Below are 23,909 nucleotides of genomic sequence, written 5' to 3' on the forward strand. Positions count from 1 at the left end.
GTCGCCGGTGGCGGATAGCGTGGATGACATGACACAGGATGCTGCGCAGAGAGCCGTCGTCGACGCCCCAGCCGCGGCATCCGGCGTCGTCATCGGTGCTCCGGGCACGGGCAAGACCCGCACACTGATCGACCGCGTCGTGTCCCTTCTGAGCGATCATGCGCTGGCGCCGGAAGAGCTGCTGGTGCTCACCCCGAACAGGCAGGCGGCGACTGCCCTGCGCGACCGGATCGGCGTGCGCATCGGGCAGGCGACACCTGGACCGCTCGCCCGATCGATCGGCTCGTTCGCCTTCCAGATCGTCCGCGGTGCGATGGTGCACGCCGGAGAGGAGCCGCCGGCGCTGCTCACCGGCGCCGATCAGGACCGCATCATCGCCGATCTGCTGGCCGGTGACGCCGATGACGAGGCAGCCGGCATGCTCAGCCGCTGGCCGGCGACCCTGTCGACCAGCGTGCGCGCGTCGAAGGATTTCCGCTCCGAGCTGCGAGCCTTCCTCGCCGAGTGCACCGAGCTGGGCGTGCTGCCCGCCGAACTGCAGCGGTCGGAGCGCCCGGTCTGGGCCGCCGCGGGCTCCTTCATCGACGAGTACCGCGCAGTGCTGGCCGGCATGCGCACGGCGTACCGCGACGCCGCAGATCTCCTCAGCGAGGCCGCGGCGATCATGCGAGATGCGGATGCCGCGCCGCTCGGGCCGCTCGCAGCGCTCCGGGTAGTGCTGATCGACGACGCGCAGGAGATCACCAGGGGCGGCATCACGCTGGTGCGCGCTCTGCGCGACCGAGGCATCGCCGTGATCGCGTTCGGCGATCCCGACATCTCGTCCGGCGCGTTCCGCGGAGCGAGCCCGCAGCTGTTCCACGAGCTCTCGAACCTTCTGGGCGAGGTGTTCGTGCTCGACACCGCGCATCGGCAGTCTCCCGCGCTCACGAGCCTGACCCGCACCGTTACCCAGGCGATCGGCGTCGCCGGCCGCGTCGAGCATCGCCGCGCGCCTGGACCCGACCCGGAGACACCCGATCCGGCGGTGCAGGCGTTCCTGGCATCCTCGCCGTACGAAGAGATCGACCGCATCGCCGGCACCCTCCGCGACTGGCACCTCAGCCACGGCATCCCGTGGAGCGACATGGCGGTCATCGCGCACGACACGCGCCAGGTCGCCACGCTCGAGACCGAGCTCGCGGCGCGTGAGGTGCCCACCCGCGCCGCCGGGGTGCAGCGGCCGCTGGGCAGCGAGCGCATCGTGCGCGACATCGTCGGCATCGTGCGGCTCGCTCTGCAACCCGCCGCCGAGCGCACGCCGGAGGATCTCGTCGACGCGCTCCGGTCACCGTTCGGAGGCCTGGATGCCGTCGGGCTCAGGCGCCTGCGCGCCCGGCTGCGGCATGTCGAGCTCGCCGACGGGGGAGCGACTCCGGCGTCCGAGCTGCTGCGTCAGGCGCTGGAGTTCCCCGCGCAGTTCGCCTTCATCGATGCCCCGGAGGCCCGCATCGCGGCACGTTTCGCCGCCACGCTCGCCGGAACGGCCGCCGCGGCCGCGCACGAGACGATCCACGAACTCCTCTGGCGGATCTGGGACGCCGCCCGCGCGCTCGACGGCGGGAAGCTCGCCCGGCACTGGCAGGAGATCGCGGGCAACCCCGGCGGTGGCGAGATCGCGCGGAACCTCGACGCGCTGGTCGCGCTGTTCGACGCCGCCAAGCGGTTCGTCGAGCGCACACCGAACGAGGATCCCGAGACCTTCGTCCGCGACATCCTCGACAGCGAGGTGCCGGAGGACTCGCTGTCGACGCCGGATCGTCCCGGGCTCGTCACCCTGCTCACTCCCGCCACAGCGCTGGGAACGCAGTTCGAAGCTGTCATCGTCGCCGGCGTGCAGGACGGCGTCTGGCCGAACACGCGCCTGCGCGGCGGACTGCTCGAGACCTGGCGGCTGGCCGATGCTGTCACCGCAGCGCGCACCGGCGTCCCCGTCACGAACCCGGGGGTGCTCGACCGGCGACGAGACGCGCTGCACGACGAACTGAGGCTGTTCGTGCGCGCGGTCTCACGTGCGCGGTCGCGCATCCTGGTGTCTGCCGTCGACGATGACGACTCGAGCCCCAGCCCGTTCTTCACGTTCCTCCCCGAGCCGCCGCCGGCTGCCGATCACCCGGCCGCCGAGCATCCGCTGACGCTGCGCGGGCTCGTCGCACGCCACCGCCGGACGCTGACGAGCGCGCCGGACCCGGGCTCGCACGCCGAAGCGGCCGGCCAGCTCGCCGTCCTCGCACGAGAGGGAGTCCCCGGTGCCGACCCGAGCGAGTGGTACGGCACGATCGCCCCCTCCACCGACGCGCCGCTGCACGATCTCGCCCTCGAGGCCGCCCGGGTGTCGCCTTCCCGGATGGAGTCCTTCGAGGAGTGCGAGCTGCACTGGGCGATCTCGGCGCTGGGCGGTGACACTGTGCTTCCGCCTTCGGCGGGGATCGGGACGATCATCCACGAGGCCATGGAGAAGGTTCCAGGGGGCGATCTCGACGAGATGCGGGCGATCGTCGCCGAGCACTGGGGAGAGCTCGATTTCGAGACCGAGTGGATCAGTCGGAAGGAACGCCGCAGGGCCGACATGTACGTCGAACGGCTGCATGCCTACCTCGGCGAGGTCGCCCGTGACGGCGGCCGCGTGCTCGCCAGCGAGGTCGAGTTCCGCTTCGCCGTGGAGGTGGCCGATCAGGATGCGGCCACAGACCCCGCCGCGATGCCGGCCGTGTTCATCGGCGAGGAGGCGAGCGGGCCCGGGCGGGCCGTCGTGCGCGGATTCATCGACCGCGTCGAGGCGTACCCGAGCGGCGCGGGCGAGCACGCGGTCGCGCGGGGCAGGGGAGCGGCGCAGATGGGACAGGGAGCCGAGGGGGAGTGCGTCGTGGTCGTGGACCTGAAGACCGGCAAGTACGAACCGGAGTCCGACGGGAAGGTCGAGGAGCACGCACAGCTCGCGGCCTACCAGATCGCCGTGGAACAGGGCCTCATCGAGGGCGCCGATCCCGCAGCTCTGACCGGTGCGCGACTTCTCATCGTCTCGAAGACGCTGTCGGGCAGCCAGTACCGGGTCGCGCATCAGCACACGCTCGAGGGCGAGGGGCGCACGCGCTTCCTGAACCGGCTCGCCGGCGCGGCGCGAGGCATGTCCGCCGGCAGCTTCACCGCCCACGTCGAGGCGCACTGCGCCGACGTGCAGTGGCGCGTGCAGCCCTGTCGCATCCACACCGTGCCGGCGGTGAGCGCGTGACCGCCGCGTGGAGCGACGCAGGGCCGGGACTGTCAGCTCTCGACGTCGCCGCCGCCCTCGGGCAGCCCGCGCCCACGTCAGCTCAGCAGCGCGTGATCGAGGCGCCCCCGACCCCGGCCCTGGTGGTCGCCGGTGCCGGCAGCGGCAAGACCGAGACGATGTCAGGGCGCGTGGTGTGGCTGGTCGCGAACGGCCACGTGCGCCGCGACGAGATCCTCGGCCTCACATTCACGCGCAAAGCCGCCGGTGAGCTGGCCGAGCGGATCGGCGCGCGTCTCGCCGTGATCGATGAATTCGGCCGCCGCGGGCTGCTCCCGCACATCCCGGCGATAGTCCGCTCCGGCGCGCTGGCTCCGATCGACGCAGCGGATGCCGCACACCGGCACATCGTGCGGGCGCACGTGCTCGACGAACTGGCCGCGCACCACGACACCGGCTGGGATGCCGCCGCCCCGCGCACGGCGGAGGAGATGCTCATCCGGCCACGGGTGTCCACCTACAACGCCTTCGCCGACTCGATCGTGCGCGAGCACGCCTCCCGGATCGGACGCGACCCTGACGTCGCGATGCTGAGCCAGGCGGCGTCGTGGATGCTGGCACGCGAGGTCGTGCTCCGCGCCGACCTGCCGCAGCTGGAGGACATCGATCTCTCCGTCGCCACCGTGGTCGACGCCGTGCAGCGCCTTGCCGGCGAAGCGCTCGACCATCGCGCCGACCTCGCACGAGCGGAGCGGATCGCCCTCGAGCACGCGACCTCCTTCGAGCCCTACCGCAGCAACGCCGACGTCGCCAAGGTCGCAGACAATCTGCGCGCCCTCCCGACCCTCGCAGCGCTCGTGCGCGAATACATCTCCGAGAAGCAGCGCCGCGGGGTACTCGACTTCGCCGATCAGGTCAGCGGCGCGTTCGACATCATCGAGTCCTCGCCCGACGTGCGTGCCGCTCTCGTCGAGCAGCACCGCGTCGTGCTGCTCGACGAGTACCAGGACACCTCTGTCATCCAGACGCAGTTCCTCTCTGCGGTCTTCCGGGACTCCGCCGTCATGGCCGTCGGCGACCCGCACCAGTCGATCTACGGCTGGCGCGGCGCGAGCGCGGACAACCTGTATGCCTTCGCGCGGACGTTCGCCGATCAGCAGCCGTCGCACACCTACAGCCTGATGACGAGCTGGCGCAACGACAGCGCGATCCTCGGCGTCGCCAACCGCGTGCTCCAGCCGCTGCAGCGACCGGGACTCGATGTTCCGCCGCTCGAGCCGCGGCCGGGCGCGGGGGCAGGTAACGTCGAAGTTCGCTACCCGATGACCGTGCACGACGAGGCGGCCGAGGTCGCCGACTGGTTCGTCGAGCGCCGTGGCGCTCACCGTGACACGGGCAAACCTCATACCGGGGCGATCCTGTTCCGCTCGAAGCGTCACATGCAGACCTTCGCCGAGGCGCTCGCCGCCCGCGGCGTGCCGCATCGCATCCTGGGACTCGGGGGTCTGCTCGCGACGCCGGAGGTCGTCGACGTCGTCGCTGCGCTGCGAGTGATCCACGACCCCGGCGCCGGCTCCGCACTCATCCGGCTGCTCTCAGGACCCCGTTTCGGCGTCGGTGTGGCCGACCTGGGGGCCCTGTACGGTCTCGCCGGCGAGCTCGCCAAGCGGGACAGCGGGCTGCTCCCTCTGCCCGAAGACCTCCGCGCCCGCATCCGCGCCTCACGCGGAGCGGATGAGGCGGTCTCGATCGTGGATGCCGTCGACGTCGTCCGCGGGCTGCGCGACGACTACCGCCTCCTCGAGCAGATCACCCCGGACGGCCGCGCCCGCATCCGCGCGGCGGGCGAGATGCTCGAAAGGCTGAGGCGTGCGGCCGCGCAGCCGATCCCCGAGCTCATCCGGCTCATCGAGACCGAACTGAGACTCGACATCGAACTCGCCGCGAACGAGACGCGTGGGCCGGCGCGCGTCGCGGCAACCCAGCTGCGCGCGTTCACCGACGAGGTCCGCACGTTCCTCGCCGCCGACGAACGCGGCAGCATCGGGAGCCTGCTCGCCTGGCTCGAGAAGGCCGAGAGCACCGACGAGCTCATGCCGCGCCCTGAGCCGCCGGAGCCCGGCGTCGTGCAGCTGCTGACGATCCACGGCTCCAAGGGGCTCGAGTGGGATGCCGTGGCCGTGGCGCGCATGGTCGACGACGAGCTTCCCTCCCGGCCGAGCGACACCTCCGGCTGGTTCGGATTCGGTGTGCTGCCGTTCGCGCTGCGCGGCGACAGTGGCGCACTGCCGAGATTCTCCTGGTCCCCGCCGATCGACGATGAACCCGATCCCGCCAAGCGCCTCAAAGCCGGTGTGGCTTCGCTCACCAGCAAGAGCAAGACCGCCCCTGGCGCGATAACGGTGTTCAAGGACGCCTACCGCGAGTATCAGCAGCAGGAGGAGCGTCGCCTCGCCTACGTCGCCGTGACCCGCGCCCGCACCGACCTGCTCCTGACCGGTGCGCACTGGGCAGGTCAGAAGAAGCCCCGCAAAGCCGGCCCGTTCCTGCTCGAGGCCATCGAGATCCTCGGTGCGGAGGCGATCGGCGAGGTGGACCCCGATGAGAACCCGTACGAGGGCGAGGGCAAGACCACGGTGTGGCCGCTCGATCCTCTCGGGACGCGCCGCGGCAAGGTCGAGGCCGCCGCTGCCGCCGTGCAGTCGGCGCTCGCGACCGAGCAGACCGCCTCGCCGCAGCTCGAGCGGCTGCTCGCCGAGCGCGCCGAACGTCAGCGCGGCGCGGTCGTGGCGCCCCCGACCCGGGTTCCGGCTTCGAAGTTCAAGGACTACGTCACCGACTTCGACGGCACGGTGCGCGCGCTCGCTCGGCCGATGCCGGAGCGCCCGTACCGGCAGACCCGGCTGGGCACGCTGTTCCACGCCTGGGTCGAACATCGTTCGGGGCTCGTCGGCGCCGGCCCGAGCGCCGACGCCGCGCTGTGGGACAGCGACGACGAGCAGCCGGAGCAGTCGGGCGTCTCGGCCGCTGATGACGCCGACCTCCAGAAGCTTCGCGAGATCTTCGAAGCCAGCGAATGGGCGGGGCTCCGGCCCATCGCCGTCGAGATCGAGATCGACTTCGCCCTCGGCGCGGGCGCTGAATCCGGTTCGGGCGCTGAATCCGGTGACGGGCACATCATGATCTGCAAGCTCGACGCCGTGTACCGACGTGAGGATCGCGGCGGCCGGATCGAGATCGTCGACTGGAAGACCGGGCGCGCGCCGCGCAGCGCGGCAGAGCAGGACGAGCGGATGCTGCAGCTGGCGCTGTACCGCCTCGCCTACCACCGTCGATTCGGGGTCCCGCTCGATGAGATCGACGTCGCGCTGTACTACGTCGCGGACGATCTCATCATCCGGGGCGACCGGGTCTACTCGGAGGAGGAGTTGGTCCAGCGGTGGAGCGCGGCCCGCGCAGCGCGCTGAGCCTCGTCTGCCGGATCCGAATCGTCGGAGGGTTCCGTCTTCGCCGCTTCGACAGGCTCAGCGAACGAAGACTCGGAGGACTCGGTCCCTGAGCCGGTCGAAGGGCCCGAGTCCTCGCCCCATGCCGCTGCGACGTCGCTCAGATCCTCGGTCGCATCGCCGGCCGGGGCGTCCGCGATCTCCTCCGGCAGCAGATCGCTCGGGTTGTACGCGTCGGTGTGCATCGAGGTGTCGATGCCGGCGGCGGCTGTCTCCGGCACGCGGTCCAGGGCGTCCAGCGCCGAATCGACGCCTTCGCCGCGTGCGGCGATCACCGACAGATCGTTCTCGCGCAGGCCGTCGGCGAGAGCCTCGAGCAGCGCTGCGGCGTCGTCGACGATGTCCGTGCGGCGCAGCACCTCGCCGTGCACCAGCCAGCGGGCGAACTCCAGCTCTGCCAGCATCCGCGCCCGCACGGCCAGCGCGGCATCCGGTGCCCGGTCCGAGCTCTCGGCGTACGAGGCGTGCACGTCGCCTGCGGCATCCGGTGCGGATGAGAGCCACGCCAGGTCGACGGCGGGATCGCCGATCGAGAGCGCGTGCCAGTCGACCACGCCCACCACCTCCGGGCCCCGCTCCGGATCGTCCTCGAACACGAACGACGTCGCCTTAGCTCCGCCGAGCGTCACCGCCGATTCGAACCGCCACAGATCGTCGTCCTCGACGGCCTCGCGCCAGCGGACGGTGAGTCGCGCGGGAACACGCCCGGTCGCCGCAGCGCGGTCGACCAGTCGGCGGATCTCGGCCCGCACCTCTTCCGCGCTTCTGGCGGTCAGACCCGCACCGCGGACCACGGATGCCGGCAGCGAATGCACTGCGGCGATCGATGCACCCACCGATGACGCGGCCCCGCGACCGCGAGGCACGTGCGCCGCCTCGATCTGGAAGCCGGGCAGCAGCTCCGTCACCAGCGCGCGTCCATCGGCGAGGCGGGTCTCACCGACGTACTCCGGCGCCCGGAACGGCAGCATCGCGCGCGCGCCGGCCGTGAGTGCGCGCAGGGCGAGCGCCTCCGCAGCGAGTTCTCTGGAAGTCTCGTCGTCGTCGCCGACGCGGATCGCGAGCTCGCGGCCGTCGGCGAGAGTGACGACGGCGGAGTCGAAGCGTCCGTCGCCGTCTGCGGTGAGGGGTCGCGCTCCCACGACCTCCGCCCCGGGCAGTGCGGCTGTGACCGCCGCCGCTAGAGTAAAGGGAGACCGTGCCATGACCCCAAGGGTAGGTCTGTTCGGGCGCGGTTCCGCCTACGCCACGCCTGCGAGAGAGGGAGTCGATGACCGTTCAGCGCGCTCTGTTCGACCGGACGGGACACCTCCGCGATGAGCAGGACGTCCTCGACGGGCTGCGCTCCTCGGCAGATGCCCGTGTCATCGTCGTGCGCGACGGACGTGCGCGGATCCAGGACGGCGCACTCGTGACCGTCACGCCTGCCGAGGTCGACGAAGATGCCGACTGGGGTCTGCTCGGACGGCACAGCGACGGCGGCCGGCTGCTGCTGGCCGCGGTCGGGGCCGAGCCCGATTCGATCGATGCGGCCCCCGCCGAGACCTGGCTCGGGGTGCGCGACACCGGCGGCATGCTGGATGGCGAGAGCACCGAACTCCTCGTCGCCGCCGTGACCCTCGCCTCCTGGCTCCGCGATGCACGGTTCTGCCAGGCGTGCGGCGCGGAGACCACGCTGCGGCAGGGCGGCTGGTCCCGCCGGTGCGAGACCTGCGCGCAAGACATCTTTCCCCGCACGGACCCCGCCGTCATCGTCGCGGTGGAGAGCGCCGACGGCGAACGACTGCTGCTGGGGGCCAACGCGAACTGGCGCGGGCGGATGTACTCGTGTTTCGCCGGATTCGTCGAAGCGGGGGAGTCGCTGGAGACCACGGTGCACCGTGAAATCGAGGAGGAGGCCGGCGTCCTCCTCGACGACGTCCGCTACGTCTCATCGCAGCCGTGGCCGTATCCGCGCTCGCTGATGATCGGGTTCAGGGCGACAGCATCCGACGAGCGCCCAGCGCGCCCGGACGGCGAGGAGATCATCGACGTGCGCTGGTTCACCCGCGACGAGATCCGCAGCGCCCTGAACGGCGACGGGCCGGTCGGCCTGCCCGGTCCGGCATCCATCGCCAGGACGCTCATCCAGGCATGGTGCGAGGAGCGCGAGTGAGCGCGCTCGACGCGCTCGATGAACGGCAGCGGGAGGCGGCATCCGTGCTGCGCGGCCCTGTCGCGGTTCTGGCCGGCGCCGGCACAGGCAAGACCCGTGTGATCACGCACCGCATCGCACACGGCGTCGACACCGGTGCGTACTCCCCGAGCAGGGTGATGGCGGTCACCTTCACCTCGAAGGCGGCCGGGGAGCTCCGAGGCCGACTGCGCATGCTCGGGATCGAAGGGGTCGCCGCCCGCACCTTCCACGCCGCCGCTCTGGCGCAGCTGAACTTCTTCTGGCCGACGCTGGCCGGTTCTCCCGCGCCCTCGATCATCGACAACAAGGTGCGCGTGCTCGGACAGGCGGCAGAACAGCTGCGCCTGCGGCTGGACACCGCGACCCTGCGCGACGTCGCGAGCGAGATCGAGTGGCGCAAGGTCTCGATGCTGTCCATCGAACAGCACGCGGCGCTCGGCAAGGCCGTCGGCCGTGTGAGCGCCGAGCAGCTCGCCGATCTGCAGCGCGGGTACGAGGTGCTCAAGGATGACCGGCGCCAGCTCGACTTCGAGGATGTGCTGCTGGCGTGCGCGGGGATGCTGGAGGCCGAACCCCGTGTCGCGGCATCCGTGCACGAGCAGTACCGCCATTTCACGGTCGACGAGTTCCAGGACGTCTCCCCGCTGCAGAACCGTCTTCTGGAGCTATGGCTCGGCGACCGGCGCGACATCTGCGTCGTCGGCGACGCGAGCCAGACGATCTACTCGTTCGCGGGTGCCGACCAGCGCTACCTGCTGGAGTTCGGACGCCGGTATCCGGACGCCACAGTCGTGAAGCTGGAGACGAACTACCGCTCGCAGCCGCCGATCCTCGCCGCAGCCAACGCCCTCATGAAGGGACGGCCGGGGGCTCTCGAGCTCGTCCCGGTGCGGGAGGCCCCGACCGCCGAGGGGCCGACACTCACGGTGTACGACAGCGAGACGGAGGAGGCGGCGGGCATCGCCGCGTCGATCACGGCGCGCATCAAGACCGGAGCCGTGCCGTCGGAGATCGCCGTCCTCTACCGCGCGCACGCGCAGTCCGCGACGATCCAGCAGGCGCTCGCCGAAGCCGGCGTCGCGGCGAGCGTGCTGGGCGGCAAGCGCTTCTTCGACATGCCGGAGGTGCGTCAGGCGGTGCTGGCGCTCCGCGGCGCCTCCGTCGCACCGACCGAGCGCGGCTTCCTTCCGAACGTGCGGCGCGTGCTGCGCGAGATGGGTCTCACCGACGAACCGCCGGCGGCGGGTGGCGCGCAGCGGGACGGCTGGGAGGCGCGGCGCGCGATCCTGCGGCTTGCGGAGGAGGCGCCGGACGACATCACTCTGCGGACGTTCAGCGACATGCTGATGGCCCGAGCGAAGGACCAGCACGAGCCGACCATGCAGACGGTCACCCTGTCGACTCTGCACGCGGCCAAGGGGCTGGAGTGGCCGCACGTGCTGCTGACCGGATGTGCGGAGGGTGCTCTGCCGATCTCCTACGCCACCGGCTTAGACGCGATCGACGAGGAGCGCCGGCTCGCCTATGTCGGCATCACGCGCGCCGCAAGAACGCTGGAGCTGTCGTGGTCTCGGTCTGCGGGGCGAGGGGAGCGCCGGCCGTCCCGGTTCCTGGAAGAGATCGGAACGACTGCTCGCGGCACCGGCATTCTTCGTGAAACGTCACCTCGCGCCACGCGCGGCGGCCGTCGAGGCTGACCCGCACCGACTTCGCGTGCTTCGCGCCGTCGTCCTCGCCGAGCAGGCGTGCGATCAGCCCGGCCGCCTCGGCCGTGCGGGCGGCGGTGATGCGCCCGCCGTCTGCGCCAATCAGCTGTGCGTGCATGCTCGGCCACGCCGGATCCCGTCGCCTCTCGTGCTCGTCGCGGCATGACAGGCACGGGGTGAGCCCCGGCACGATCAACGGACCGACGGTGGTGGCACCGGGCTCGAAGGCGACCGGCACGTGGGCGAGATCGTCGTGCAGGTAGCGGGCCAGCTGATGAGCGGATGCCGCGCCGTGAACGAGCACCACGCCGACGGTGCCGCGAGCCGCCCTTCCCGCGACCGTGAACCCCTCGTCTCGCAGGGCGAGCTCCATGCGCGCCTCTACGCGCGAGTCGGCGATGTTGACGCTCTCGATCCAGATCGCGGGGAGCGGGGGCAGGTCCGTGCGCAGCACGGGGTCCAGGAGCTGCAGCAGGTCGCGGGCGGCTTCGCGCGGGGCGCCGACGCCGTGCGCGACCACGTCGAACGCGCTGCGGCGGAAGCCGTCGCGCATGGCCTGGAGGAGAGGTTCGACCCACGGTTCCGACAGCGACACCCGCAGGACTCCATCCGGCCTGTCCTGGCGGTGCTGGCCGTCCAGGCCGAATTGCCCGTCCAATCCGAACTGCACGGTGTCGACGTCGCGCCACAACATGGGGAACGCCGGGTCGATGCGGGTCAGCGTGGTCGGGGTGATCGGAGGCATGCCCCGATTCTGCTCAGTCGCCGCGGGTCAGGGGACGCGGAAGGCTGATCAGTGGACAACTCCGGAGGGTTCGCCGAAGTGCAGGACGAGTCGTCCCGGGTGGCTCAGACCGGCTTCTCGCCCTCGCCGGAAGCGCTGCCGCCGTCCTCTTCGCCGTCTTCCCGGCTCGCGCCGTCGTCACCCGGCTCGTCGCCCTTCCCGACTGCGAAGTCGTCGCCGTCGAGGAGACGCGCCAGCGCCTCGTCGAACTCGTCGGCAACGGGCTCCTCGCCGCGGGAGCGGGCCTGCAGGCGGTCGATGAGAGCGCTCGGGTCGTCGATGTCGGCTGCCGTGGGCAGCAGGTCGGGATAGTCCCACAGCGAGTCACGGGCGGCCACGCCGACGGCATCCGTCACCTTGCGCCACATCTCGGCGGCCTCGCGCATCCGCCGGGGCCGCAGCTTCAGGCCGACGAGCGCGCCGAGCGCGTCCTCCGCCGGTCCGCCGACGGCACGGCGACGGCGGGCTGCCTCGGCCAGTCGCACGCCATCGGGCAGTCGCGAGGTGGCCTCACTGGTCACGACATCCACCCAGCCGTCGATCATGGCGACGATGTTCTCCAGGCGGCCGAGCGATTCGCGCTGGGCGTCGGTCTGCGCCGGAAGCAGAGCGCCGCCCTCGATCGCCGCGCGCAGCTCTTCGGGGTTCGAGGGGTCGAGCCGGCTGGCGACGTCCTCGAGCGCGTCCACATCGACGGTCACGCCGCGGGCGAAGTCGGTGATCTGCGACATCACCTGCAGGTGCAGCCACTTCGCGTGCCGGTACAGGCGTGCGTAAGCGAGTTCGCGGGTCGCCAGGTAGAGGGTGATCTGATCCTCGGGGATCTCCAGGCCCTCGCCGAACGCGGTGATGTTCTGCGGGATCACCGCGGCTGTTCCTGCCGGGAGCACGGGGATGCCGACGTCGCCACCGGAGACGACCTCGAGCGACAGGTTGCCGAGCACCTGTCCGAACTGCGCGGCGAACACCGAGGCGCCCAGGCCCCGCATGAGCTTGCCCGCACCCTGGATCGCATCGCGCATGTCCTCTGGCACCTGGGTGTCGAGGGCGCTCGTGAGCGCGTCGGCGATGCTCGTCGAGACGGGGCCGGCGATGTCCTTCCACACCGGCAGGGTCTTCTCGACCCATTCGCCGCGGGTCATCGCCTGCGGACTGTCGGAGAGCTCCGAGATCGTGGTCGCCTCGCCCAGCCAGAGGTTCGCCAGCGCGAAGGCGTCGACGAGCGAGTGCCGCGACCCGTCGGTGATGCCCTGGCCCTCGCGGTTGGCGATGTGCAGCGCCTGCCGCAGCGTGTTCTCCCAAGGGTCGCCGCCGAACACGTTCTGCAGCTGTTGGGAGAGCGCGGCCATCATCGCGGGGTCGAGCTGGATGCCGTCTGCCCCGCCGAGCGCGTTCTGCAGCGCATCGAGGTCGAAGTCGCCGGCACCCGCGCCGGACATCATCCGTCGCAGGAACTCCTGGAAGTCTTCCGGGTTCGGATCGTTGTCTGCCATGTCGGTCGCCTCTCAGCAGGTCGCTAGCCGTGCCATCTACGCTAGTTGCAGGTTTCTGCGCGCACCCCCGACGCGAGCAGATCGCTGTACGCCGGTCGCGAACGACGGAGGAAACGTGTCTCAATCCCGCCCTGTGAGGATCGGGCTCGGAGTGTGGGCGCTGGTCGTCGCGCTCGTCGCGCTGGTGGTGCTGACCTTCCTTCCGACCCCGTACGTGATCCAGCGCCCAGGGCCGGTCTATGACACGCTCGGCACCGCCGCGAGCGGCGACGGCGAGCAGGTGCCGCTCATCGAGATCGACGGCGCGGAGACCTTCGAGACCAGCGGGAGCCTCAACCTGACCACGGTTCAGGTCGTCGGCAATCGCGAGCGCACCCCGTCGTGGTTCGAGCTCGCGCTCGCCTGGATGGATTCCTCGCGTGCCGTCGTCCCGCTCGATTCCGTGTTCCCCGAGGGAGTGAGCACCGAGGAGCGCGACGAGCGCAACGCCATGCTGATGGTCGACTCTCAGCACGAGGCGACGGCCGCCGCACTTCACGAACTCGGTTTCGACACCGGGGCGGAAGTTCAGGTCGTCTCCGCTGTGGAGGGGTCGCCCGCCGATGGGCTCCTCGAGGAGGGCGATGTCGTCGAGGCCATCGACGGCGTCGAGCTGACCAGCGCCAGCGAGCTGCGCGCCGCCATCCAGGATGCAGAGGGGGACGCCGTCGACCTCACCGTCCTGCGCGACGGCGAGGAACAGCAGGTCGAGATCACGCCGGAGCGCGAGGAGGTGAGCGGCGTCGACACCTGGCTGATCGGCATCACGCTCACGACCGAGTACGACTTCCCGATCGACGTCACGATCCAGCTCGACAATGTCGGCGGACCGAGCGCCGGCATGATGTTCGCCCTCGGCATCGTCGACGAGCTGACGCCGGGGGAGCTCACCGGCGGCAACGACATCGCCGGAACCGGGACGATCGACGCCACCGGGGCGGTCGGCCCGATCGGCGGCATCCGCCAGAAGCTCTACGGCGCTCGCGATGCCGGTGCGGATTACTTCCTCGCGCCGTCCTCCAACTGCGCCGAGGTCGTCGGCCACATCCCGGATGGACTGCAGGTGATCAGCACCGCGACGCTCGAGGAGTCGCTCGATGCCCTCGAGGTGATCGCGAACGGCGGCGACGTCGAGCAGCTGCCCGCATGCGCGGCATCGTGACCTGAGCGTCACCATGCACGCGGCCCGCACATAGGGAGCGTGCATAGGATGGTCAGGTGACCACGACCTCGGCGCCGAACCCGGCCACGCCTCGCACCTCTCGACGAATTCTGACGATCTCGTTGGTGATCATCGCCGCGCTCGTAGCGGCGTTCTTCGTCTTCGCCTCGCTGTACACCGACTTCCTCTGGTTCGACCAGCTCGGGTTCGCCGGCGTCCTCACGACGCAGTGGCTCGCCGCGTCGGCGATGTTCGTCGTCGGATTCCTCGGCATGGCTGTGCCGCTGTTCATCGTGATCCAACTGGCCTACCGGCTGCGTCCGGTCTATGTGCGGCTGAGCTCTCAGCTCGACAGGTACCAGGAGGTCATCGAGCCGCTGCGCCGCCTGGCGATGTGGGGCATGCCGATCTTCTTCGGCATCTTCGCGGGCTTCGCGTCCGCGGGGAACTGGGAGACCGTGTGGCTCTGGTTCAATGGCGGATCCACCGGCGTCGCCGACCCGGAGTTCGGCATGGACACCGGCTTCTACCTGTTCGCGATGCCGTTCTACTCGATCCTGCTCGCGTTCGTCTCGGCTGTCCTCCTGCTCTGCCTCATCGTCACCGCACTGGTGTCGTACCTGTACGGCTCGGTGCGCATCGGTCAGGGCGAGCTGCGTATCTCGAAGGCCGCCCGCATCCAGCTCGCCGTCCTCGCCGGCCTCTACCTGCTCGTGCAGGCCGTGAGTCTCTGGCTCGACCGCTACAAGACGCTCGTCGCCGAGGAGGATCGCATCACCGGCGCCGCCTACACCGGCGTGAACGCCACGATCCCCGGCATGGCGATCCTCGCGATCCTCGCGGCACTGGTCGCCATCCTGTTCTTCGTCACGGCGGTGATCGGCCGCTGGCGCTTCCCTCTGGCGGCGACCGCGCTGCTGATCGTGGCGTCCCTCGTCGTCGGCGTCGGCTACCCGTGGGTGGTCGACACCTTCCAGGTGCGGCCGAACCAGAACAGCTTCCAGGCCGAGTTCTATCAGCGCAACATCGACGGAACCAAAGAGGCGTACAACATCGCCGATCTCGAGGTCACGCCGTTCAAGGCGGAGACCGACGCGGCCGCCGGCCAGCTCCGCGACGACGCCGAGACCACGGCATCCATCCGCATCCTCGACCCGAGCATCATCAGCCCGACCGTGCAGCAGCTCGAACAGTTCCGCGGTTACTACCAGTTCCAGGACACGCTCGACGTCGACCGCTACGAGATCGACGGCTCGACGCAGGACACGGTCGTCGCGGTTCGTGAACTCGACGTCAACCGCCTGGGCGACAGCAACAACTGGAACAACCGCACCGCGGTGTACACGCACGGCTACGGGCTCGTGGTCGCTGCCGGCAACCAGCGCACCAGCGAGGGCGAGCCGGTGTTCCTCGAGCGCGGCATCCCCACCGCGGGCTTCCTCAGCGAGTCCGAGGACTTCCAGCCCCGCGTGTACTTCGGCGAAGGCTCCCCGCTGTACTCGATCGTCGGGGCTCCGGAGGGCACCGACCCGGTCGAGATCGACTACCCGCGCGGTGAGGACGGCGCCAGCGAGACGAAGACCACGTTCTCCGGCGACGGCGGACCGCGCATCGGCAACACCTTCAACAAGCTGCTGTACGCGCTGAAGTTCCAGGAGGCGGAGATCCTGTTCTCCGATCTGGTCAACTCCGACTCGCAGATCCTCTACGACCGCGACCCGAAGGAGCGCGTGCAGAAGGCTGCGCCGTACCTCGAGCTCGACAGCGACCCGTACCCGACCGTCGTGGACGGCCGGATGGTCTGGGTCGTCGACGGCTACACGACCAGCTCCACGTACCCGTACTCGACGAGCGTGAGCCTGTCCGACGCGATCGCCGACTCCAACACGGCCTCGCCGAACTTCGCGATCGACGACATCAACTACATCCGCAACTCGGTCAAGGCCACGGTCGACGCCTACGACGGCTCGGTGACGCTGTACGCCTGGGACGAGCAGGACCCGATCCTCAAGGCCTGGCAGAACGTCTTCCCGTCGACGCTGAAGCCGATCAGCGACATGTCCGCGGATCTGATGAGCCACGTGCGCTACCCGACCGACCTGTTCAAGGTGCAGCGCGAGATCCTCGGCGTGTACCACGTCGACACTGCCTCTTCCTTCGCGCAGCAGGACAACCGTTGGCAGACGCCCAACGATCCGCGCAACGAGAACCAGCTGCAGCCGCCGTACTACCTGTCGATGCAGATGCCCGGTCAGGATTCGCCGCGGTTCTCGATGTTCTCGACGTTCATTCCGGCGTCTGCGCAGGGCACGACCAGCCGGAACGTGCTCATGGGCTATCTCGCCGTGGACTCGGATGCCGGTGCCACCGCAGGTGAGAAGGCTGAGGGCTACGGCCAACTGAGGCTGCTCGAGATCGATGCCGACACGACGGTGCCCGGCCCGGGCCAGGTGCAGAACACGTTCAACTCCGACCCGGCGGTCGTGCGAGAGCTCAACCTGCTCCAGCAGGGTGAGTCTCAGGTGAAGTACGGCAACCTGCTCACCCTTCCGGTCGGTGGGGGTCTGCTCTACGTGCAGCCCGTGTACGTGCAGTCGTCCGAGGGCACCCAGCTTCCGTTGCTGCAGAAGGTGCTCGTCACCTTCGGCGACAGCGTCGCGTTCGAGGACACTCTCACCGAGGCGCTCGACTCGATCTTCGGCGGCGACTCGGGTGCGAGCGGCGGCGACGAGGAAGTGGAGCCCACCGACCCGGGCGACGGTACCCCGCCCGAGGAGGGCGGCACCGATCCCGGCACCGAGGAGCCCGGTACCGGCACTGAGACCGACGCTTACCAGGCGGCGCTGGCTGCAGCGCAGCAGGCGCTGACTGACCGCGAGACAGCTCTGAAGGCCGGCGACCTCACCGCGTTCGCCGAGGCCGACGACCGGCTGACGGCGGCCGTCACCGAACTGCTCGAGCTGGAGGCCGCAGCCGCCGGGGAGTGAGCGGCGCCGGCCAGGCCGGCAGATGTCACAGAAGTGGCGGGTTCGCGTTCGCGCGGCCCGCCATTTCTGTGACACGGCGCTGCGCGAGGCGGTGCATTTTTCCAGACCCGTGATGCGGTGTCCACCTCTCCCGGAGAGCGTCGTTCCTTGGAAGACTCGGCGCATGGTGTTCATCGGTTTTCATGCCTCGCACGAGCAGATCGCACCGAGCGTGCTCCTCGATGCCGTCATCGGAGCCGAGCGCGCTGGGTTCGACGGAGCGATGTGCTCAGATCACCTCGCGCCTTGGACCCGGGCGCAAGGCCATTCGGGCTTCGCGTTGAGTTGGATCGCCGCTGCTCTCGCGCGCACCCGATTCTCGATCGGGATGGTCAATGCACCAGGGCAGCGCTATCACCCCGCGATCATCGCTCAAGCGTTCTCCACGTTGGAGGAGATGTTCCCCGGGCGTTTCTGGGCTGCGATGGGGAGTGGTGAGGCGATCAACGAGCACGTGACGGGCGACGGCTGGCCCGCAAAACACTTCCGAAACGAGCGACTGCGGGAGAGCGTCGACGTCATCCGCCGCCTGATGAACGGTGAAGAGGTCGACCAAGACGGTCTGGTGCGGGTGCACCGCGCCCGCGTATGGACCCTGCCGGCGAAGCCGCCTCCGCTGTTCGCAACCGCGGTGAGCGCTGAGACTGCGGCGTGGGCAGCGGCGTGGGCAGATGGTCTTGCGACGGTCGCTCAGGAGCCAGAAGCATTGCGCCTGGTCGTCGACGGCTATCGTGCCGCAGGAGGCACGGGACCCTGCATTCTTCAGGTGCACATCAGCTTGGCGGAGAACGACGAAACGGCGTTCTCCATCGCCCGGGAGCAATGGGTCAACGGTCTGCTCTCGCCGCCGGTCACCTGGGACCTCGAGCAACCCGAGGACTTCGAGGCGGCAGTGGCCGGACTCGATGACGAGAACCTGCGAGGCGCCGTCCTGGTCGACCACGACGCCGCCTCACTGGCTGCCCGCATCGCTGAGCTGGTGGAGATCGGGTTCGATCGGGTGTATCTGCACCACGTGGGCACCGACCAATCCCGTTTCCTGGACGCCTCGGCAACCGAGCTGATTCCCGCGCTGAAGGAGCGACTGTGAAGATCACCGACACCAGCGACCTCTGGTGGAAGACCGCAGTGGTCTACTGCCTCGATGTCGAGACCTTCCTCGATTCGAACGGCGACGGTGTCGGAGACCTGCAGGGCCTGGCTCAGCGGATCGACTACCTCTCGCAACTGGGCGTGACGTGTCTGTGGCTGATGCCGTTCTATCCGACCCCGGATCGCGACGACGGCTACGACGTCAGCGACTTCTACGGCATCGATCCCCGTCTGGGCAGTCACGGCGACCTCGTCGAGGTGATTCGCACGGCTCGCGATCGCGGCATGAGGGTGATCGTCGATCTCGTCATCAATCACACGTCCGACCGGCACCCGTGGTTCCTCGCAGCCAAACGCAGCGTCAACTCTCCGTACCGGGACTACTACGTCTGGCGCGATGATCCGCCTCCGAAGGGCCAGAAGAACGCGGTCTTCCCCGGTCAGGCCGATGGCATCTGGGGCAAAGACGAGAAATCAGGGCAGTGGTACCAGCACAGCTTCTACGAGCACCAGCCCGATCTGAACATCGCCAACCCCCGCGTGCGTGACGAGATTGCAAAGGTCATCGGGTTCTGGCTGCAGCTGGGCATCTCCGGCTTCCGCGTCGACGCGGTGCCGTTCCTCCTGGAGATCCCCGAGGGAGCCGGCATCCCTGAACCGCACGATCTGCTGCGCGACATTCGCCGGTTCCTGCAGCGTCGTTCGAGCGAGGCGATCCTGCTCGGCGAAGTGAACCTGCCGTACGACGAACAGGTGCAGTACTTCGGAGGCGTCGGCGGTGATGAACTCACGATGCAGTTCGACTTCGTCGGGATGCAGGCGCTGTATCTCTCGTTCGTCCGCAAGGATCCCGCCCCTCTCATCGCGGCACTGCGCGCACGCCCCTCGCTCGGAACGGAAGTGCAGTGGGCGAACTTCCTGCGCAACCACGACGAACTGACCCTCGACAAGCTCGACGACAGGGAGCGGCAAGAGGTGTTCGACGCGTTCGCACCGGACGAGCGGCAACGCGTGTTCGGGCGAGGGATCACACGTCGGCTCCCGCCGATGCTCGACGGCGATCCGCGCCGGATCCGCATGGCCTACAGCCTGCTCTTCACTCTGCCAGGGACTCCCGTGCTGTTCTACGGTGAGGAGATCGGCATGGGAGAGAACAGCGATGTCTCCGGGCGCGAAGCCGTACGGACCCCGATGCAGTGGTCCGCAGACCGCAACGGTGGATTCTCGGACGCCTCGCCGAGCAGACTCGTGTCCCGGCCACCGTCGGACGGGTATGCACCTGCTCACATCAACGTCGCCGCACAGCTCGAGGACCAGGAATCGCTGCTCTACTTCATCCGCGCTCTCACGTCGCGTTACCGGATCTCTCCGGAGCTGGGCTGGGGCAGTCTCGAGGTGATCGATCAGCCCGCCGATTCACTTCTCGCGCACTCGGTCTCCGCTGACGTCGGCCGCGTCATCGCTCTCCATAATTTCGCCGAGGTGCCGGTGACCACCGTTTTTCAGGTGGGCGACGAGCCGGACGGGACGACCCTCGTGGATCTCTTCGAGCCGTCGCACATGGCGCTGGGTCCCGGCGGCAGGGTCGAACTGGAGGTCCTCGCCTATGGCCATCGCTGGCTCCGGGTGTCGCGGCCCGGTGATGGTCGCGTGATGTGAGCGGCGCGGGCCGGCGTAAATGGTGAAGGACCCGAGATCATGATGATCTCGGGTCCTTCACTGTGTCGCATTCTCGTTGCGGGGGCAGGATTTGAACCTACGACCTCCGGGTTATGAGCCCGGCGAGCTACCGAACTGCTCCACCCCGCGGCACGTCTTAAAGCTTAGCACGCGTTCTGAGTGCCGGGCGCCACGGGCGGGGATGCGGGAGGATGGGGGACATGTCCTCGACTGTCGCCATCTGCCAGTTCCGTCCCACGGCCTCGCGCCCGGACAATCGCGCACGGATCGCCGAGTTCACCGCTGATGCGGCGGCGCGCGGTGCGCGACTGGTGGTCTTCCCCGAGTACTCCAGCTACTTCGTCGATCCGATGGACGCCTCGCTCGCCGAGAACGCCGAGACGCTCGATGGCCAGTTCGTCCAGGCGCTGCAGGACGCGGCATCCGCTCACGACGTGACGATCATCGCGGGCCTCGTGGAGACGGCGGGGGAGCGCGTACGCAACACGCTCGCCGCGGTCGATGCCACGGGCCTGCGCGCCGTGTACCGGAAGCAGCACCTGTACGACGCGTTCGGGCAGACAGAGTCCGACTGGATCGAGGCGGGTGCGCTCGACGAGCCGCAGACCGTCGACATCGACGGACTGCGCGTCGCGATGATGACCTGCTACGACCTGCGTTTCCCCGAGGTCGCCCGCACGCTCGTCGATGCCGGAGCCGACGTCATCGTCGTGCCTGCCGAGTGGGTGCGCGGACCGCTGAAGGAGCACCACTGGACGACGCTGCTCGCCGCGCGTGCGATCGAGAACACGGTGTACGTCGTGGCCGCCGACCACCCGACGCCGATCGGCGTCGGCCATTCGCAGATCATCGACCCGCAGGGTGTGGTCATCGCGGGCGTCGGGACAGGGGAGGACATCGCAGTCGCGGAGCTCAGCGCGGATGCCGTCGCCAGGGTGCGCGAGGTCAACCCCGTGCTGCGGCTGCGCCGCTACGCGGTCGCGCCCCGCTGACGAGGTGTCGCCTTCTGCCGCTTCCAGTGCCCGCGAGCGGCAACTCGGGCCACCTCCCTGGCCGGGAACGCCCCCAGTTGCGCGGGAGGTGTCGCCTTCTGCCGCTTCCAGTGCCGGCGAGCGGCAACACGGGCCACCTACCGGCCATGCGCGTCAGAAGCTCGCGGCAGCCAGCCGCGCGGCGGCCTCCTCGAGCACCTCGACGCGCTTGCAGGCTGCGAAGCGCACGAGTCCGGCATAGTCGCCCCGATTCGCGGGGCTGACGAACGCGGTCAGTGGGATCGCGACGACCCCGGCCTTTTCCGGCATCGCACGGCAGAAGGCGGCGGCATCCGCGCCTCCCAGCGGCGTGGCATCGGCGACGGTGAAGTATCCGCCCTGCGGGGCGATGACGTCCAACCCGGCGGAGCGCAGCCCCGCACCGAGGATCTCGTGCTTGTGCTCCATGACGGCGGCGGCATTCGCGAAGAACGAATCCGGCATCCGCAGTCCCACGGCGATCGCGGGCTGGAAGGCCGAACCGTTCACGTACGTGAGGTACTGCTTCACCGTCAGGACCGCCGTGATCAGATCGGCCGGTCCGTGGATCCACCCGATCTTCCACCCGGTCGTCGAGAACGTCTTTCCGCCCGATGAGATCGTCAGCGTCCGCTCAGCGGCACCCGGCAGCGTCGCCAGAGGCACATGCGGACCGGTGAACGTCAGGTGCTCGTACACCTCGTCGGTGACGATGATGGCGTCGTGCCGGTCGGCGAGCCGCACGATCTCCGCCTGCACCTCCGGCGCGAAGACGACGCCGGTCGGGTTGTGCGGATCGTTGACGAGGATGATGCGGGTGCGGTCGGTGACGGATGCCGCGAGCACCTCGAGATCCGGCTGAAAATCCGGCAGACGCAACGGGACGGTGCGCAACCGCGCACCGGCGAGCGCCACAGCGGCGGCATACGAGTCGTAGTACGGCTCGAAGACGACGACCTCGTCGTCCGGCGAGTCGATCAGCGCCAGCAGCGTCGCCGTCAGCGTCTCGGTGGCGCCGGCCGTGGCGATGACCGAGGTCTCGGGGTCGACCTCGAGACCGTAGAACCGGCGCTGATGCTCGCTGATCGCCGCGAGCAGATCCGGGAATCCTCGACCGGGCGGGTACTGGTTCACACCCTGCGCGATGGCATCACGCGCCGCCTCCAGCACCTCGACGGGGCCGTCCTCGTCCGGGAACCCCTGCCCCAGATTGATCGCGCCGGTTCGCGCCGCCGCCGCGGACATCTCTGCGAAGATGGTGGGGGCGACGACGCCATCCGAGGAGAGCAGGCCCGCCCCTGCCGCAGTGCGCCGCCAGGCGCCGGGAATAGCACTCATGCAAACCAGGCTAAGGGCATAGGCAGCACTCACCCTGCCCATATCGAACGCACAGCTACAGGCGGCACTCTGAAATGGCGTTGATGAAGGAGCAGACATGAACCACAACAACACCCCCGACCAGCCCTCGTCTCCCGAGCAGCCTGCGCCGCAGGCCCCGGGCTCGGGTTCCGGCCACGACATGCCCGCCGCGTTCACGTCGCCCTCCGCGACGCCGCAGCAGTCCTCTTCGACCGGGCAGCAGCCCGGCTGGACCGAGCCGCAGCACCCGGCACCGACCGGCAGCGCCACGCACGGGGCCGCCTTCGGCATCCCGACGCCGGCCGACCCGCACGCGCACACGGTTCCCGTCACCCCCTACGCGACGGGCTCCCACGAGCAGAACGCGCCCGTCACGCCTATCGCGACGAAGACCAAGGACAAGAAGTCGTTCGGCGCCGGAAAGGTCGCCGCGCTCATCGTCGCGGCATCCCTCGTCGGCGGCGCTGCCGGCCTCGGCGGCAGCTACCTCGGCAGCACCCTCTGGGCGCAGCCGGTCGGCAGCAGCGCGACGGGGCCGTCGGCCATCACCGTCAACAACCCGGGATCGGTCAACGAGACCACGGCCATCGCGACCGAGGTGCTCCCGTCCGTGGTCACCATCCAGGCCGCCGGATCCAGCGAATCGGGCAGCGGCTCGGGCGTCGTCCTGAGCGATGACGGCTACGTGCTCACGAACACGCACGTCGTCACCCTCGGCGGCGCCGAGGGCGACCCGACGATCCGCGTCACGACCTCAGACGGCCACATCTACAACGCGGAGATCGTCGGCACCGATCCGATCTACGACCTGGCCGTCATCAAGCTCGAAGGTGCGACGGATCTGACACCGATCGAGTTCGCCGACTCGTCAGAACTCAACGTCGGCTCCACCGCGGTGGCCGTCGGCGCCCCGCTCGGCCTGTCGAACTCGGTCACCACTGGCATCGTCAGTGCGCTGAACCGCAGCATCCAGATCGCCTCGTCCGCGCTGCCGGACTCGGCAGCCGAGGACGCACCGCAGGATCAGGGCGACCAGGGCGGCAGCCCGTTCCAGTTCGATCTGCCCGGCACCGAGCCGCAGAGCGCCAGCCAGTCGATCTCGATCTCGGTCATCCAGACGGATGCCGCGATCAACCCCGGCAACTCCGGCGGCGCCCTCGTCGACAGCGAAGGCAGGCTCATCGGCATCAACGTCGCGATCGCGACCGCCGGCAGCTCGGAGGAGTCCGGCTCCATCGGCGTCGGCTTCTCGATCCCGTCGAACATCGCCAAGCGGGTGTCGGACGAGATCATCGAGAACGGCTCGGCCACTCACGGCCTGCTGGGCGCGACCGTGCAGGATGCCACATCGGTCGAGAGCGCTGAGGTGGCCGGTGCGGTGATCGTCGAAACGACCGGCGGCGGCGCAGCAGCCGAAGGCGGCCTCAAGAGCGGCGACATCGTCACGCAGTTCAACGGCCTGCCGATCACCGGGGCGACCGACCTCACGGCGCAGGTGCGGGCCGTGGCCGCCGGCAGCGAAGCGACCGTCACCTACGTGCGCGGCGGTGAGACGTTCGAGACGTCCGTGACCCTCGGCGAGCTCGATCTCTGAGCTGAACCCCTCCCAGAGAAGGACGCCACCCC

General features: G+C 69.5%; 13 protein-coding genes and 1 tRNA gene. 10 read left to right on the forward strand and 4 right to left on the reverse strand.

Annotated elements, in window-relative coordinates; all coding sequences use genetic code 11:
• Positions 1-28 precede the first annotated feature (28 nt).
• Positions 29-3,271 carry an ATP-dependent helicase gene (locus tag MAE01_RS00400; protein WP_147037581.1) on the forward strand — a complete coding sequence of 1,081 codons (3,243 nt, stop codon included), beginning with the start codon at positions 29-31 and terminating at the stop codon, positions 3,269-3,271.
• Entirely contained in the window at positions 3,268-6,717 is a 3,450-nt protein-coding gene (locus MAE01_RS00405; RefSeq protein WP_186806073.1) for an ATP-dependent helicase, read from the forward strand. The genes MAE01_RS00400 and MAE01_RS00405 overlap by 4 nt, the downstream gene beginning before the upstream one ends.
• On the opposite strand, the gene MAE01_RS00410 is transcribed toward MAE01_RS00405, so the two are convergent.
• Positions 6,663-7,961 (reverse strand): phosphotransferase, encoded by a 1,299-nt coding sequence (locus MAE01_RS00410; RefSeq protein ID WP_147037582.1) that lies wholly within the window; start codon positions 7,959-7,961, stop codon positions 6,663-6,665. The genes MAE01_RS00405 and MAE01_RS00410 overlap by 55 nt on opposite strands.
• Positions 7,962-8,026: 65 nt before the next feature.
• Between MAE01_RS00410 and nudC the strand changes: the two genes are divergently transcribed.
• Both nudC and MAE01_RS00420 read left to right on the forward strand, forming a co-directional pair.
• Entirely contained in the window at positions 8,027-8,911 is an 885-nt protein-coding gene (gene nudC, locus MAE01_RS00415; protein WP_147037583.1) for an NAD(+) diphosphatase, read from the forward strand.
• Positions 8,890-10,629, forward strand: a complete 1,740-nt coding sequence (locus MAE01_RS00420; protein ID WP_147037584.1) for an ATP-dependent helicase — start codon at positions 8,890-8,892, stop codon at positions 10,627-10,629. The genes nudC and MAE01_RS00420 overlap by 22 nt, the downstream gene beginning before the upstream one ends.
• An 858-nt stretch (positions 10,630-11,487) precedes the next feature.
• Here the strand turns inward: MAE01_RS00420 and MAE01_RS00425 are convergent.
• Entirely contained in the window at positions 11,488-12,915 is a 1,428-nt protein-coding gene (locus MAE01_RS00425) for a zinc-dependent metalloprotease (RefSeq protein WP_147037585.1), read from the reverse strand.
• Between the two features lie 115 nt (positions 12,916-13,030).
• Between MAE01_RS00425 and MAE01_RS00430 the strand changes: the two genes are divergently transcribed.
• The 4 genes from MAE01_RS00430 (at position 13,031) to MAE01_RS00445 (ending at position 19,893) form a co-directional block, all read left to right on the forward strand.
• A complete protein-coding gene (locus tag MAE01_RS00430) occupies positions 13,031-14,116 on the forward strand; it encodes a YlbL family protein (RefSeq protein WP_229718292.1) in 1,086 nt (361 codons plus the stop codon).
• Positions 14,117-14,172: 56 nt separating this feature from the next.
• Entirely contained in the window at positions 14,173-17,103 is a 2,931-nt protein-coding gene (locus tag MAE01_RS00435; protein ID WP_147037587.1) for a UPF0182 family membrane protein, read from the forward strand.
• Positions 17,104-17,266: 163 nt separating this feature from the next.
• The gene (locus tag MAE01_RS00440) at positions 17,267-18,232 is read left to right on the forward strand and encodes a TIGR03885 family FMN-dependent LLM class oxidoreductase (protein WP_147037588.1); all 966 of its coding nucleotides are present in this window, start codon (positions 17,267-17,269) and stop codon (positions 18,230-18,232) included.
• On the forward strand, positions 18,229-19,893 hold the full coding sequence (locus MAE01_RS00445) for an alpha-amylase family protein (protein ID WP_147037589.1): 1,665 nt from the start codon (positions 18,229-18,231) through the stop codon (positions 19,891-19,893). The genes MAE01_RS00440 and MAE01_RS00445 overlap by 4 nt, the downstream gene beginning before the upstream one ends.
• 76 nt (positions 19,894-19,969) lie before the next feature.
• Here MAE01_RS00445 and MAE01_RS00450 read toward each other — a convergent pair.
• Positions 19,970-20,043 (reverse strand) — tRNA-Met (locus tag MAE01_RS00450).
• A 62-nt stretch (positions 20,044-20,105) separates the two neighbouring features.
• Between MAE01_RS00450 and MAE01_RS00455 the strand changes: the two genes are divergently transcribed.
• The gene (locus MAE01_RS00455; RefSeq protein ID WP_371861750.1) at positions 20,106-20,906 is read left to right on the forward strand and encodes a carbon-nitrogen hydrolase family protein; all 801 of its coding nucleotides are present in this window, start codon (positions 20,106-20,108) and stop codon (positions 20,904-20,906) included.
• Between the two features lie 153 nt (positions 20,907-21,059).
• On the opposite strand, the gene MAE01_RS00460 is transcribed toward MAE01_RS00455, so the two are convergent.
• Positions 21,060-22,262, reverse strand: coding sequence for an aminotransferase class I/II-fold pyridoxal phosphate-dependent enzyme (locus MAE01_RS00460; protein WP_147037591.1), 1,203 nt, complete (start codon positions 22,260-22,262; stop codon positions 21,060-21,062).
• Positions 22,263-22,359: 97 nt separating this feature from the next.
• Here MAE01_RS00460 and MAE01_RS00465 point away from each other — a divergent pair, with 97 nt between their 5' ends.
• Positions 22,360-23,877: a S1C family serine protease gene (locus MAE01_RS00465; RefSeq protein WP_147037592.1), complete on the forward strand. Its 1,518-nt coding sequence runs from the start codon at positions 22,360-22,362 to the stop codon at positions 23,875-23,877.
• Positions 23,878-23,909 lie beyond the last annotated feature (32 nt).

The organism is Microbacterium aerolatum, from assembly GCF_007988825.1.
Classification (GTDB): Bacteria; Actinomycetota; Actinomycetes; order Actinomycetales; family Microbacteriaceae; genus Microbacterium; species Microbacterium aerolatum.

What these genes read in the sequence shown, in the direction of transcription:
- MAE01_RS00400 (WP_147037581.1), top strand. Translation starts at nt 29, where the DNA reads ATGACACAGGATGCTGCGCAGAGAGCCGTCGTCGACGCCCCAGCCGCG.
- MAE01_RS00460 (WP_147037591.1), bottom strand. Translation starts at nt 22,262, where the DNA reads ATGAGTGCTATTCCCGGCGCCTGGCGGCGCACTGCGGCAGGGGCGGGC.
- MAE01_RS00455 (WP_371861750.1), top strand. Translation starts at nt 20,106, where the DNA reads ATGGGGGACATGTCCTCGACTGTCGCCATCTGCCAGTTCCGTCCCACG.
- MAE01_RS00465 (WP_147037592.1), top strand. Translation starts at nt 22,360, where the DNA reads ATGAACCACAACAACACCCCCGACCAGCCCTCGTCTCCCGAGCAGCCT.
- MAE01_RS00420 (WP_147037584.1), top strand. Translation starts at nt 8,890, where the DNA reads ATGGTGCGAGGAGCGCGAGTGAGCGCGCTCGACGCGCTCGATGAACGG.
- MAE01_RS00440 (WP_147037588.1), top strand. Translation starts at nt 17,267, where the DNA reads ATGGTGTTCATCGGTTTTCATGCCTCGCACGAGCAGATCGCACCGAGC.
- MAE01_RS00410 (WP_147037582.1), bottom strand. Translation starts at nt 7,961, where the DNA reads ATGGCACGGTCTCCCTTTACTCTAGCGGCGGCGGTCACAGCCGCACTG.
- MAE01_RS00425 (WP_147037585.1), bottom strand. Translation starts at nt 12,915, where the DNA reads ATGGCAGACAACGATCCGAACCCGGAAGACTTCCAGGAGTTCCTGCGA.
- nudC (WP_147037583.1), top strand. Translation starts at nt 8,027, where the DNA reads ATGACCGTTCAGCGCGCTCTGTTCGACCGGACGGGACACCTCCGCGAT.